The organism is Methylobacterium sp. WL120, from assembly GCF_008039465.1.
In the GTDB taxonomy this organism is placed as follows: domain Bacteria; phylum Pseudomonadota; class Alphaproteobacteria; order Rhizobiales; family Beijerinckiaceae; genus Methylobacterium; species Methylobacterium cerastii.
The window spans coordinates 1-13,054 of record NZ_VRUT01000012.1; the positions used below are offsets into that span (position 1 = coordinate 1).

15 protein-coding genes are annotated in these 13,054 nt (G+C 71.9%); 7 read left to right on the plus strand and 8 right to left on the minus strand.

The window, feature by feature from the left end:
- The 4 genes from FV229_RS27225 to FV229_RS04175 all read left to right on the plus strand — a co-directional run.
- The coding region (locus tag FV229_RS27225; protein WP_187275049.1) for an ABC transporter permease subunit at positions 1-809 on the plus strand (809 nt) is incomplete at its 5' end.
- Positions 806-1,537, plus strand: a complete 732-nt coding sequence (locus tag FV229_RS04165) for an ABC transporter permease subunit (RefSeq protein ID WP_147750742.1) — start codon at positions 806-808, stop codon at positions 1,535-1,537. The genes FV229_RS27225 and FV229_RS04165, both read left to right, overlap by 4 nt.
- 117 nt (positions 1,538-1,654) lie before the next feature.
- Positions 1,655-1,918 (plus strand): DUF4258 domain-containing protein, encoded by a 264-nt coding sequence (locus tag FV229_RS04170; RefSeq protein WP_147750743.1) that lies wholly within the window; start codon positions 1,655-1,657, stop codon positions 1,916-1,918.
- Entirely contained in the window at positions 1,902-2,099 is a 198-nt protein-coding gene (locus FV229_RS04175; protein ID WP_147750744.1) for a DUF2283 domain-containing protein, read from the plus strand. The genes FV229_RS04170 and FV229_RS04175 overlap by 17 nt, the downstream gene beginning before the upstream one ends.
- A gap of 3 nt (positions 2,100-2,102) precedes the next feature.
- On the opposite strand, the gene FV229_RS04180 is transcribed toward FV229_RS04175, so the two are convergent.
- The gene (locus FV229_RS04180; protein WP_147750745.1) at positions 2,103-3,221 is read right to left on the minus strand and encodes a L,D-transpeptidase; all 1,119 of its coding nucleotides are present in this window, start codon (positions 3,219-3,221) and stop codon (positions 2,103-2,105) included.
- A 118-nt stretch (positions 3,222-3,339) separates the two neighbouring features.
- The gene (locus tag FV229_RS04185; RefSeq protein WP_246688046.1) at positions 3,340-4,365 is read right to left on the minus strand and encodes an extensin family protein; all 1,026 of its coding nucleotides are present in this window, start codon (positions 4,363-4,365) and stop codon (positions 3,340-3,342) included.
- 272 nt (positions 4,366-4,637) lie between these two features.
- Between FV229_RS04185 and FV229_RS04190 the strand changes: the two genes are divergently transcribed.
- From FV229_RS04190 to FV229_RS04200, 3 genes are all read left to right on the plus strand, one after another.
- The gene (locus tag FV229_RS04190) at positions 4,638-4,898 is read left to right on the plus strand and encodes a prolyl oligopeptidase family serine peptidase (protein ID WP_187275050.1); all 261 of its coding nucleotides are present in this window, start codon (positions 4,638-4,640) and stop codon (positions 4,896-4,898) included.
- Positions 4,899-4,971: 73 nt separating this feature from the next.
- Positions 4,972-7,050: a M3 family metallopeptidase gene (locus FV229_RS04195; RefSeq protein ID WP_147750747.1), complete on the plus strand. Its 2,079-nt coding sequence runs from the start codon at positions 4,972-4,974 to the stop codon at positions 7,048-7,050.
- A 157-nt stretch (positions 7,051-7,207) separates the two neighbouring features.
- Positions 7,208-8,029, plus strand: a complete 822-nt coding sequence (locus tag FV229_RS04200; RefSeq protein WP_147750748.1) for a hypothetical protein — start codon at positions 7,208-7,210, stop codon at positions 8,027-8,029.
- Between the two features lie 16 nt (positions 8,030-8,045).
- Here the strand turns inward: FV229_RS04200 and FV229_RS04205 are convergent, their stop codons facing one another.
- The 6 genes from FV229_RS04205 to purL form a co-directional block, all read right to left on the minus strand.
- Positions 8,046-8,264: a hypothetical protein gene (locus FV229_RS04205; RefSeq protein WP_147750749.1), complete on the minus strand. Its 219-nt coding sequence runs from the start codon at positions 8,262-8,264 to the stop codon at positions 8,046-8,048.
- 288 nt (positions 8,265-8,552) lie between these two features.
- Positions 8,553-9,452, minus strand: coding sequence for an NAD(P)/FAD-dependent oxidoreductase (locus FV229_RS04210; RefSeq protein WP_147750750.1), 900 nt, complete (start codon positions 9,450-9,452; stop codon positions 8,553-8,555).
- A 133-nt stretch (positions 9,453-9,585) separates the two neighbouring features.
- On the minus strand, positions 9,586-9,924 hold the full coding sequence (gene grxD / locus FV229_RS04215) for a Grx4 family monothiol glutaredoxin (protein WP_147750751.1): 339 nt from the start codon (positions 9,922-9,924) through the stop codon (positions 9,586-9,588).
- Positions 9,925-9,954: 30 nt separating this feature from the next.
- On the minus strand, positions 9,955-10,461 hold the full coding sequence (locus FV229_RS04220; protein ID WP_147750752.1) for a DUF29 domain-containing protein: 507 nt from the start codon (positions 10,459-10,461) through the stop codon (positions 9,955-9,957).
- A gap of 20 nt (positions 10,462-10,481) precedes the next feature.
- On the minus strand, positions 10,482-10,718 hold the full coding sequence (locus FV229_RS04225) for a BolA family transcriptional regulator (RefSeq protein ID WP_147727612.1): 237 nt from the start codon (positions 10,716-10,718) through the stop codon (positions 10,482-10,484).
- 22 nt (positions 10,719-10,740) lie between these two features.
- Positions 10,741-12,960 carry a phosphoribosylformylglycinamidine synthase subunit PurL gene (gene purL / locus FV229_RS04230; protein WP_147750753.1) on the minus strand — a complete coding sequence of 740 codons (2,220 nt, stop codon included), beginning with the start codon at positions 12,958-12,960 and terminating at the stop codon, positions 10,741-10,743.
- Positions 12,961-13,054 lie beyond the last annotated feature (94 nt).

Below are 13,054 nucleotides of genomic sequence, written 5' to 3' on the forward strand. Positions count from 1 at the left end.
CCGGCGCCTGGGCGGGGCTGGCGCTGCTCGCGGGCGGGATCGCCCACCTGTCCAGGCGCATGGCCGTCCCCGGGCTCGGCGCGGGGCTGGCGGTGGCCGTCCTCGCCTTCGTCGGCGTCGCCTACGCGGCCGGGGCGCTGGGGAGCCTGTCGCTCGCCGTCGAGTTCGCGGCGCGCGGCCCTGCCGTCTGCGGGGCCCTGGTGCGGCACCTGATGCTTTCCGGCGGCGCGGTGCTGCTGGCGGTCTGCGGCGCCGTGCTGCTGTCGCTGTGGCGGCGCGGGCAGGGCCTCGTCGCGATCCTGGTCGGCGGCATCCAGGTGGTGCCGGCGGTGGCGCTGCTCGGCGCCCTGGTCGCGCTGGCCTCGGGCCTGCTGCGGGCGGTCCCGTCCCTGCGCGAAGCCGGCTTCAGCGCCCTCGGGCCTGCTCCGGCGCTCGTCGGCATCGCCGCCTACCTGCTGCTCCCCCTGTGGCGCGGCCTCGCCCTGGCGCTCGCGGCGCCCGACCCGGCCACCCTCGACGCGGCCGAGGCCCTGGGCCTCACCCCGCGCAAGATCCTCTTCGAGGTGCGGCTGCCGATCGGCGCCGGCATCCTGATCGGGGCGCTCCGCGTCGCCTGCGTCCAGGCGATCGGGCTCGCGACGCTCGGGGCGCTCGTCGGGGCGGGCGGCCTCGGCGGCATCGTCTTCGACGGCATGGCGCAGTTCGCCCCGGACCTGATCCTGCTCGGGGCGATCCCGATCGTCGTGCTGTCTCTGGCCGTCGAGCGGGCCTTGAGCCGCGTCGAGGACCGCGTGCGGAGGACGGCATGAGCGTCCGTCGCGCCCTGCGCCCGGCCCTCGGGGCGCTCGTCGCAGGCCTGGTGCTCGCGGCCCTCAGTCACCCGGCCGTCGCCTCGGCGATCGTCGCAGGCCTCGGCGAGGCGCCGCGGCGGGCTCTGACGCCCGGCTACCTCGCGGCGCTGGCGCTCCAGCACCTGATCCTCGCGGCGACCGGCCTCGCCTTGGTCGCGACCGCCGGCATCGGCCTCGGCATCCTCGCGACCCGGCCCGGTGCGGGCTCGCTCCGCGGCGGCGTCGACACCCTCGCGGCCGCCGCCCAGGCGGTGCCGCCGGTGGTCGTCGTGGCGCTGGCCCTGCCGGTGCTCGGCTTCGGCGGCCCGCCGACCCTGCTGGCGCTGGTGTTCTACGGGATCATGCCGACGCTGCGCGGCACGGTCGGCGCCTTGGACGCGGTGCCGGCCGAGGCGCGCGAGGCCGCCACCGCGCTCGGCCTCACCGCCCGCCAGACCCTGACGCGGATCGAGCTGCCGCTGGCCGTGCCCGCGATCGTCGAGACCCTGCGCACGGCCCTCGTCCTCGCGGTGGCGGTGGCCGCGGTCGGCGCGCTGGCGGGCGCCGCGACGCTCGGCACGCCGATCGTCGCCGGCCTGCAGAACCAGAACACCGTGCCGATGCTGCAGGGCGCCGCCGCCACCGCGGCCTTGGCCTTCCTGTGCGATGCGGCGATGGTCGCGGTCGCGGGCGTGTTGCGGCGGTAGCGCGCTCGGACACGCAAGGGCTCGCGTCCGTAGGAATTTTTATGAAATCAAAGCAATAACGTCTCAACGACGCCGTCGTGGACGGCGCTTGGCTGCGTCGCGGCGGGGGGAGGGCGCGTGCGGATCACTGACGCAACGCACGCCCTCGACAACTTGGCGGATCGTGCCCTGGAACGCATGTGGATCGAACGCACCGTGACGGAGCCGGAGGTCGCCGAACCGGACCCGAAACACCCCGAACGCATCCGCGCCTATCGCTCGGTCCCGGAGCGCGACGGACGGATACTCCGCGTGGTATACGTCCCCACGGAGGGCGGGGTGCGCATCACCACCGATTTCCTCGATCGCAGCCGGAGGCTCCCACGTGAAGTCGCGGTATGACGCTGAGACCGATGCGCTCTACGTCCGCTTCGCGGATGCTCCGGTGGTCGAGAGCGAGGAAGTCCGTCCCGGCCTCATCATCGATCTCGATGCGGCCGGACGGATCGTGGCGGTCGAGATCCTCGATGCGTCCGAGCACCGTTCGACCGGTGCGGAGCTCGATCACCTCTCGGCCGCCTGACCGCTAATCCTCCTTGAACGACACCTTCGCCCCGCGCGAGACGTGGGCGGCGAGGTCGCGGGCGTTCCAGTTGGTCAGGCGGATGCAGCCGTGCGACTCGGTCTTGCCGACCTTCTCGGGCTCCGGCGTGCCGTGGATGCCGTAGGAGGGGATCGCGAGGTCGATCCAGACCAGGCCGACGGGGTTGTTCGGGCCGGGGCGGATCGAGAACTTCTTGTGGGTCTTCACGCCCTTGAAGCGATACTTCGGATCGTAGGTGTAGGACGGGTCGAAGGCGACGCCCTTCACCTTGGTCTCGCCGCTCGGCGCAGGCTTCTCCTCGCTGCCGATCGAGGCGGGGTAATAGGCCAGGAGCTTGCCCGCCTTGTCGAAGGCGCGCACGTCGCGGCTGCTCTTGTCGACCTCGACGCGGTCGACTTTCGGCTCGCGCGGCAGGTCCTTGGCCTTGGGCTTGTCGAGGCCCATCGGCTGGACGCCGGCGACCAGGATCACCGTCCCGGCCTTGTCCAGCGGCTTGTCCGGGTTGAGCTGGCTCAGGAGGTCGCGGCTCATGTGGAAGCGCTCGGCCAGCATTTCACGCGGGTTGGTGTAGCCCATCGACTCGAGGTCGGCCTGCGCCTCCATCTTGGGCGGGATCTTCTCGACGTAGGGGCCGGCCGCGTCCGCCTCGGTGATGGTGTAGTCGGTCACCACCGGGTCGCCGCCGGCGCCGGCGAGCTTGTCGAAGACGTCCTTGGTCAGCGTCTTCGTCGCGGGCAGGCCCTGCGCCACCGCGTAGGCCGAGAGCGCGCCTTGCAGGTTCTCGCCGTCACGCCCGTCGATCGCACCGGGGAAGAACCGCGCCCGGTCGAGCAGAACCTGCACCTTGATCGTCAGCGGATCGGGCTGGTCGTCCGCCTTCGACGCGGCGGATTTCTTGGTCTCGTCCTGGCTTGCACCCTTCTTGCCGTCTTTGAGGGGCTCGGCGAAGGTCGCGTCCCGGATCGCCTGCGCGCTCGGCGGCGCAGGCTCGTCCTTGCCCGACCCCTTGCCCGAACCCTGGGCCGCCGCGACGCCGGGGACGGCAAGGCAGGCCAGGGCGATGACCGCGAGGCTGGTCCGCGTCGTCAATCCGCACGTCATGGTCGAGGCTCCCGGAGCCGGTTCGCTCCACGGCGATCAAGCGTCGGCGACGGGTGGGCGTTCCGCGCCAAACGGCACGGCGGCATCAGGTTTTCGCGAACGGCCCCGCTGGCACAGCTCACTGGCACAGCCGGTGCCCGGCCGCCCGCTCGCGCTCGTCGAGATGGAAGTGGTTGGCGTGCGCCGCGTTGGAGCCGGGGCCGAGCACCGTGCGGAAGAACCCGCAGGCCCGCGACCGCGCCGCATCGAGGAAGCGGCCCTCGGCCGACCCGTCGGCCATCGCCCCGACGGCGATCGCCGGACGGCCGGCGAAGGTGAAGCTCATCACGTCGACGCCGTTGGCGAAGGCATGCTCGCTGAGCTTGGCCTCGACGTCGTGGTTCTGCCCGCGGCACTCGTAGGAGGTGCCGATCGCGATCCCCGCCAGCGGCTGCTTCAGCTCGCGCTCGGCCGCGACCTGGACCTCGGTCGTCCAGCGCGCCAGCGCCTCGGCGGCGGCGCAGGTCAGGGTCGCCGGCTGCGGCAGCGCCACGTCGGCCAGACCCGTCAGCTTCAGCGGCAGCGGCGTGCCGCATTGCCCGTTGACGATCGCCGGCAGCGGCTCGAACGCGGCGCCGAGGCGCTTCAGCCGCACACGGCAGGCGGCGTCGTCGGGCGCCGCGACCTTGAGGGCGAGCGCCGCCTCGCCCGACAACTCGGCCGGACGCTCCGGGGGAAGCGGCGGCGGGACCGGCATCTCGGGGGGCTTGTCGGCGACCTTGTCGCCGGGTTTGACCTCCGCCTGGGCGGGCGGCTCGGCGGGTTTCGGCTCCGGTGCCGAAGCCGGGGGCGTCGCCGGCGTCAGCTCGGCCGGGCGCTCCGGCGGCAGTGGCGGGTCGGTCACGGTCGCGCCCGGCGCCGTCGCGGGCTTCAGCTCCGCGGGCCGCTCGGGCGGCAGCGGCGGCGGCACGGGGACGGTCGCCTCGGGCGCCTGCGTTTGCGCCTTGATGCCCAATGCCTTGACGTCCAAGGCCTTGACGTCCTGGGCCTTGGCGTCCTGCGCCCTCGCATCCTGGGCCCTCGCATCCCGTCCCGCCGTCATGGCAAGCAGGGTCGTGCCGGCGAGCGCGAGCGCCGCGAACCGTCGAGACCGACCTGACGCCATGACCCATCCACCCCATCCGGTCGTCACCCGCGACACGATCCTGTGCGAGGGACGACCCGTCACGATCGAGCGGTTCGCGCCGCACGGCAAGGACGCCCCGGCCACGGCGACCGTGATTCTGCTCCACGACGCCGAAGGGCCAGGCTCGGACCGGCCGGTCCGGGCCGAGGCCGCGGCCATGGCGGATGCCGGCTTCGCGGTGCTGCTGCCGCACTATCTCGACCGCACCGGCGAGGCACGGGTGGGCTTTTCGGGGATCAGCCGGCATTTCGGTGCTGCGCGCGACCTTCCTGCCGCCGGAGCTCGGTACCGGTCCCCTCGCCCTGCCGCCGGCGCTGGCGCTGCACGGGGCGCGGGACGCCCTCGTCGGCCCGAGCTATCCGGAAACCCTGCGGCGGCGGATGGAAGAGGCGGGCGGGACCTGCCGCGTCCACCTCTACCCGGACCAGGGCCACGCCTTCGACCCGGCGACGGATGCCGACGCGACCGCGCGCGGCGTCGGCTTCCTGAAGCGCGCGTTCGGTCCTATCTGACGTGGACACGTATCCGACCGCCGACCTCCGGCGGCCCCAGCCGACGCGCGGCGCGAGACATCGAGACCTTCAGATGACGACAGCGCAAAATCCCGGCCTCGCCGACCTGCCGGCCGGCAACCCCTACTCCGAGGCGGCCTGGGGCACGCCGGCCGAGCTTCCGCCCTTCGAGCGCATCCGGCCCGAGCACTACCTGCCGGCCTTCGAGGCGGCGCTGGCGGCGCACGACGCCGAGATCGCGGCGATCGCAGGCGAGGCCGCGGCGCCGAGCTTTTCCAACACCGTCGCGGCGATGGAGCGGGCGGGCCTCGCCCTCGATCGGGTCGCCGGGGTGTTCTACAACCTCACCGGCAGTCACACGAACCCCGAGCTGCAGGCGATCGAGCGGACGATCGGCCCCAAGCTCTCGCGCCACGGCAGCGCGATCTACCTCAACCCCGAGTTGTGGTCGCGCATCTCCGCGGTGGACGCCGACGCCGAAGGCCTGGGCGACGAGGAGCGCCGGGTGCTGTCGCGCTACCGCACCCGCTTCCGCCGCGCGGGCGCCGACCTCGGGCCGGAGGACAAGCTGCGCGTCGCCGAGATCGCGGCGCGGATGTCGGAGCTCGGAACCCAGTTCAGCCAGAACCTCCTCGCCGACGAGAGCCGCTTCCTGCTGCCGCTGGACGCCGCCGAGGACCGCGCCGGCCTGCCCGACTTCCTGGTCGCCTCGGCCGCCGACGCCGCCAAGGAGCGCGGCGGCGCGCACAGCCACGTCGTCACCCTGTCGCGCTCGCTGATCGAGCCGTTCCTCGTATCCTCGACACGGCGCGACCTGCGCGAGCGCGCCTACGAGGCCTGGATCCGCCGCGGCGAGGGCGGCGGCGACACCGACAACCGCGGCATCATCCGCGAGATCGTACAGCTCCGCGCCGAGCGGGCGCGGCTGCTCGGCTTCGACAGCTTCGCCCACTTCAAGCTCGACGACACCATGGCGGCGACCCCGGATGCGGCGATGGACCTGCTGCGCGAGGTCTGGACCCCCGCCCTCAAGCGCGCCGGCGCCGAGCGCGACCGGCTGCAGGCGATCGTCCAGGCCGAGGGCGGCAACTTCGCGCTCCAGGCCCACGATTGGCGCCACTACGCCGAGAAGCTGCGGCGGGCCGAGCACGACCTCGACGAGAGCGAGATCAAGGCGTACCTGCCGCTCGATTCGGTGATCCATGCCGCCTTCGACACCGCCTCGCGCCTGTTCGGCCTGACCTTCGCCGAACTCCCGGACGTGCCGCGCTACCACCCGGACGTGCGCGCCTGGCGCGTCGGAAACGCCGACGGCTCGGAGGTCGGCACCTTCCTCGGCGACTACTTCGCGCGGCCGACCAAGCGCAGCGGCGCCTGGATGAGCGCCTTCCGCTCGCAGGAGCGGCTCACCGGCGACGTGAAGCCGATCATCGTCAACGTGATGAACTTCGCCAAGGCCCCGGCCGGCGAGGCGCCGCTGTTGTCCTTCGACGACGCACGCACCCTGTTCCACGAGTTCGGCCACGCCCTGCACGGGCTCCTGTCCGACGTGACCTATCCGGTGCTGGCCGGCACCGCGGTGTCGGGCGACTTCGTCGAGCTGCCCTCGCAGCTCTACGAGCATTGGCTGGAGCAGCCGGAGGTGCTGCGGACCCATGCCCGCCACCATCGCACCGGCGAGCCGATGCCGGAGGCGCTGCTGACGAAGCTGCTCGCCGCCCGCACCTTCAACCAGGGACTCGCCACCGTGGAATACACCTCCTCGGCGATCGTCGACATGACCCTGCACCTCTCGGCCGGGGGCGAGGACGGCCTCGACGTGGGCGCCTTCGAGGCCGACGCGCTGGAGCGGATCGCGATGCCGTCCGAGATCAACATGCGGCACCGCACGCCGCATTTCGCGCACATCTTCTCGGGCGACGGCTATGCCGCGGGCTACTACAGCTATCTCTGGTCCGAGGTGCTGGATGCCGACGCGTTCGACGCCTTCCGCGAGGCCGGCGACATCTTCGATCCGGCCACCGCGAAGCGCCTTCGCACCTACGTCTACGGCGCCGGCAACCTGCGCGACCCGCGCGAGGCCTACACCGCCTTCCGCGGACGCCTGCCGAGCACCGGACCGCTGCTGCGCAAGCGCGGGCTGGCGGCCTGACCTCCGGGTCGGGCAGCGGCCGCATCGCACGCCTGCGGCCCTACGGGACCGGGGGCGGAATGGGCCGACGAGGCCCGGCGGGGGCGGTAACCCTTCGGTAAACAAACGTCCTTAACCAAAGCTTTCGACAGAGATGCCGGACGCGGAGGCGAGGGCCATGACGACGAACATCGATTCGCCCGCGGAGGCCGTGAAGGCCTCGCCGGACGCGCTGCTGAAGGCTGCCGTCTCCGGTGGCAAGCCCAAGGCGGCGCCGGCCGCACCGACGGCCGCCAAGGTTGGCCGCCGCCTCGACGGGGTGGCGATGGGTCTGGCCGGGGCCGCCCTCGCGCTCGGCACGGTGCTCGGCGCCGGCACCGCGATGCTGGCGACACCCCGTTCCGAGGGCACGGGCGTCGTGCTGGCCGAGATCAACGCGGCCCTCGAAGCCAACCGGCTGGAGGCCTCGCGCCTCGCCATCGCCTCCGACCGCCTCGACAAGTCGGTCGCCGCCCTCAAGGAAGTCTCCGAGGCCGCCCGCAGCGAGGCGAAGGTCCGCGGCGGCGCGCTGACGGAGATGGTCGGCAAGACGGAAACGGCCCTGGTGGCCAAGATCGCGGCCCTGGGCGAGCGCATCGACCAGGCCGAGAAGGAGCAGGCCGCCCGCCTTGCGGCGACGACCGCGCAGGCGGACAAGCGCGCGGTGGCGGCAGCCACCGCTCCGGCGCCCGTGCCCGCTCCTCTACCGGCCGCCAAGGCGGAGCCGGTCCAGACCGGAAGCATCACCGAACCCAAGCCGAAGCCCGCGATCGTCGAGTCCTGGGCCGTGCGCGACGTATACGACGGCACCGCCATGCTGGAGGACCGCCGCCGCCGCCTCGTCGAGGTCGCGATCGGAGATTCGATCCCCGGCGTCGGCCGGGTCGAGGCCGTCGAGCGGCGCGGGCGGGAATGGGTGGTGGTGACGCGTCAGGGCCTGGTCACGCCGCAGCCCTGGTAGGGCGCGGGGAAAACCGTCAGCTCGAGGCGATCGGCGTCGGGGTGAGGGTGCCGGCGCCGACCGGGAAGCGATGCTCGATCGTCATCGGATCGGCCATGATCGCGGCGCGCTCGGCGCGCTGGCGGCCATGCGTGAGGGCGCGGGTCTGTGCGGTGCGCGTCGGGTGCAGGATGGCCGCGAGAAGGGCTTGGCCTTCGAACTGGGACCCGAGGTTCTTGGCGTCGAAGACGGGCATGACCGGCCTTGCAGAGACAGCGGAGCGTCGGCACCGACGGCCCAGAAGAACTGGACCGTGCGGGAGTAACGGGGACAAGCTGAACAAGTTCCGAACCTTTGAGGATCGAAACTCTTTTTTCATCATTGCATTGCGGCGGCCCGGCCATGGTGCGAGATCGCACGCCGACTTGCAGCAGGGAGCGATTTCCAGACTACGCACCCTGGGTAGAACGCCGTCGCAAGTCGTCGCGCGCGGTGCGCGTGCCGCGCTGCCTGCCGGAAAAGCATCCGTTGCACGCCTGCGCGATCAGCGGGTGTCCTCGCGCAGCAGCTCGGTGTTGACCGCGAACGCCGCCATCGCGCCCTCCGCGGCGGCGGCGACCGCGAACTGCACCCGGCGCGAGGCGTCGCCGGCGACGTAGAGCCCGGGCACGTTCGTCTTCTCGTATTCGCGGGTCGGCACCACGCCGGCCTCGTTCAGGGTGCAGCCGAGCTGCGTGATGAGCGTCGAGGGCAGACAGCCCGTCGGCATCAGGAACACCGCGCGGCAGGGTAGGGCGGTGCCGTCGGCGAAGGCGAGGTGCGTCGGCCCGTCGGCGTCGCCGTCGAGGCGTGCGATCGGCGCCTGGACCAGCCGGACCCCGTTGCGCGCCAGGCGGGCGCGGTCGTCGTCGGAGAGTTCGGTCGGGTGGCCGTCGGTGCACAGCGTCACGTCGCGGCTCCACGCCGTCAGCTCCAGGGCGAACCCCTTGGCGACCGGGCCGTGGGCGTAGGCGGCGATGGCGCTGTCGCGCCGCTCGTAGCCGTCGCAATAGGGGCAGGAATGGACGCCCGCGCCCCAGTAGTGCGCGAAGCCGTGGATCGCCGGCAGATCCTGGTGCAACCCGGTGGCGAGGATCAGGCGGCGGGCGGATTCGCGGCGCCCGTCGGCGAGCGTGATCGCGAACCCGTCCGCGACCGCTTCGGCCCCGATCGCCTCGCCGTCGCGAAGCTCGACGGTGTCGTAGCGGGCGAGGTCGGCGCGGGCGAGGGCCCGGAGTTCGTCGGGCGGCGTGCCGTCGCGGGTGAAGACGCCCCAGGTCAACCGGGCGGCGGCGTTGCGCGGCGTGCCCTGGTCGACGAGCAGGACCCGGCGGCGGCAGCGCCCGAGGATCAGGGCGGCGTTGAGGCCCGCCGGGCCGCCGCCCACGATGATGACGTCGTGCATGCCGCAGCACCTCCGGATGTCGCCCCCGATCCCCTCCCTGGGCTCAAGCCGCGGCATGCGCGAACGTTTCTCGGGAGCGGACACGAAAAAGGGCGCCGGGGCGCCCTTCGTCGTCGTCCGGTCGCGCGGCCCGTCAGGCGGCGGCGGACTTCACCGGGATGCCCTTCTCGGCCAGGAAGGTCTGCAGCTCGCCCGACTGGAACATCTCGCGGGTGATGTCGCAGCCGCCGACGAATTCGCCCTTCACGTAGATCTGCGGGATGGTCGGCCAATTGGAGAAGGCCTTGATGCCGTCGCGGATGCCGGCGTCGGCCAGCACGTTCACGCCCTTGAACGGCACTTCGAGGTAGTTGAGGATCTGCACGACCTGCCCCGAGAAGCCGCATTGCGGCATGGTGGGCGTGCCCTTCATGAACACGACCACGTCCTGGGACTTGATCTCGTTCTCGATGCTTGCGTTGACGTCGGTCATGGGTTTCGGTCCTTGATCTGCAAGGGTGATCTAATGATGGTCGGGGCGCGCTTTCAACACCTCGGCGAGACGTTCCAGGGCGCGGTCCATGTCGAAACCGTCCGACGACATCTCCTCGGGGGTGAAGGGCATCCGGTCCGGCAGTCCGCCGAGCAGCCGGTGGCCGAAGACGTCGAGCGAGGCGTCGGCGATCGTTTTGGCGTTCGCCCAGAGGCGCTCCCAATCGATCCTCTGGCGCAGGGAGGGACGATAGTTCCGCTGCGCCGAGGCCTGGAAGACCAGGACCTCCTTGCGCCAGGAACGGGTCGACTGCGCAGCCGGCGCGGAGGCATATTTCAGCACGTCGATCAGCATCTGGGACATCGCGCTCTCGACGCGATCGATCTCGGACCGGCCCACGCCCTCGATCTCCTCGGCGACGTTCTCCCAATCGAGGACGTTCGACAGCTCGGGGCGCGTCGCGAGGGACCGCAACGCGGCGACCTGCTGGTCGGCCCACGTCACCGTGTCGTCGTCGTAGAGGCTCGGCTGGTCCATCGGCACCACCGCTGCGGCCACTAATCCTGCGGGACGCCCGTCGTCAGCGCAAGGGCGTGGAGCACGCCCCCCATCCGCCCCTGGAGCGCGCCGTAGACCATCTGGTGCTGGGCGACGCGGGTCTTGCCCTTGAACGCCGCCGACAGCACCGTGGCGGCGTAGTGGTCGCCGTCGCCGGCGAGATCCTTGATCTCCACCTTGGCGTCGGGCAGGGCCTCGACGATCATCCGCTCGATCTCGCGCGCGTCCATCGGCATCGGTCGGTTCCTTGGTCGGGGTTCAGGCGGCGGCCGGCAGGCTCGCCATGTAGGCCGGCAGCCAGCCTTCGTGCGCCTCGCGAAGCTCGGCGACGGATATGGTCTGCCCGCCCGGCAGGGTCAAACCGTCGCCCTCGACGACGCCGACCACCGAGGCGTCGATGCCCTGCGCCGAGGCGGCGTAGAGGATGTCGGTCGCGACCTCGGCCGGCACGGCGACGAGATAGCGGGCCTGGTCCTCGCCGAAGAGGTAGGCGTGGGCCGGCATGCCCTCGGGGGCCTCCGGCAGCGTCGCGCCGAACGAGCCGGCCATCGCCATCTCGGCCAAAGCCACCGCGAGGCCGCCGTCGGAGAGGTCGTGGACGGTGTCGACCTGTCCCGAGACGATCAGCCCGCGGACGAAGTCGCCGTTGCGGCGCTCGAGCGACAGGTCGACGGGGGGCGGCGCGCCCTCCTCGCGACCCTCGATCACCGACAGGTAGATCGACTGCCCGAGCCAGCCCTCGGCCGCGCCGACCAGCACCAGCACGTCGCCCGCGCGCTTCAAGGCGATGGTGGCGTGGCGCGCCACGTCGTCGAGCACGCCGACGCCGCCGATGGTCGGGGTCGGCAGGATGCCGACGCCGTTGGTCTCGTTGTAGAGCGAGACGTTGCCGGACACGACGGGGAAGTCGAGCGCCTTGCAGGCCTCGCCGATGCCCTGGATGCAGCCGACGAGCTGGCCCATCACCTCGGGTTTTTCCGGGTTGCCGAAATTGAGATTGTCGGTGATCGCGAGCGGCCTGCCGCCGACGGCGGTGATGTTGCGCCACGCCTCGGCCACGGCCTGCCGCCCGCCCTCGACGGGGTCCGCCTCGCAATAGCGCGGCGTCACGTCAGCGGTGAGGGCCAGCCCGCGCGGGCCGTCCTCGACGCGGACGATCGCCGCGTCGCCGCCGGGCTTCTGCACGGTGTTGCCGCCGATGAAGTGGTCGTACTGCTCGTAGACCCAGCGCTTCGAGCACAGCTCGGGCGAGCCGACGAGGCGCTTCAGCGCCTCGGTCAGCGAAGCGGGCGCGGCCACGTCCGCGGCGTGGATCTCGGGCAGGTGCGTGTTGGCGATGTGGGGCCGGTCGTAGAGCGGCGCCTCGTCGCCGAGCTCCTTGATCGGCAGGTCGGCGACCACGTCGCCGTGCCACTTCACCACGAAGCGCAGGGTGTCGGTGGTCTTGCCGATCACCGCGAAGTCGAGGCCCCACTTCACGAAGATCGCCTCGGCCTCGGCCTCCATGCCGGGCTTGAGCACCATGAGCATGCGCTCCTGGCTCTCCGAGAGCATCATCTCGTAGGGGGTCATGCCCGCCTCGCGGGCCGGCACCTTCTCGATGTCGAGCTCGACGCCGAGATCCCCCTTGGCGCCCATCTCGACCGCCGAGCAGGTGAGCCCGGCCGCGCCCATGTCCTGGATCGCGATGACCGCGCCGGACTTCATCAGCTCCAGGCAGGCCTCGAGCAGGAGCTTCTCGGCGAAGGGGTCTCCGACCTGCACGGTCGGACGCTTCGATTCGGTCTCGGCGTCGAACTCGGCCGACGCCATGGTGGCGCCGTGGATGCCGTCGCGACCGGTCTTGGAGCCGAGGTAGACGATCGGGTTCCCGACGCCGGAGGCCGCCGCGTAGAAGATCGCGTCGGCCTTCGCGAGGCCCACCGCCATGGCGTTGACCAGGATGTTGCCGTCGTAGCGCGGGTGGAAGCCGACGGCGCCGCCCACCGTGGGCACGCCGAACGAGTTGCCGTAGCCGCCGATGCCGGCGACCACGCCCGAGACGAGGTGCCGGGTGCGGGGATGGTCGGGCGAGCCGAAGCGCAGGGCGTTGAGCGCCGCGATCGGGCGCGCGCCCATCGTGAACACGTCGCGCAGGATGCCGCCGACGCCGGTCGCCGCGCCCTGGTAGGGCTCGATGAAGCTCGGGTGGTTGTGGCTCTCCATCTTGAAGACGCAGGCGAGCCCGTCGCCGATGTCGATGACGCCGGCATTCTCGCCCGGGCCCTGGATCACCCAGGGGCCCGTCGTCGGCAGACCGCGCAGGTGCTTGCGCGAGGACTTGTACGAGCAGTGCTCGTTCCACATCGCCGAGACGATGCCGAGCTCGGTCAGCGTCGGGTCGCGCCCGATCAGCCCGCGGAAGCGTTGGTACTCGTCCGGCGTCAGGCCATGCTGGCGGACGAGCTCGGGCGTGATCGGGACGTCGTTGCGGAACATGCGGCGGTCTCGACGAAAATCCGGTCCCGATGAGAAGGTGCCCATCGGTGAGGTAGGCGCCGGCTCGGGGGTCGCCACGGCTCTAGAGGGTAAG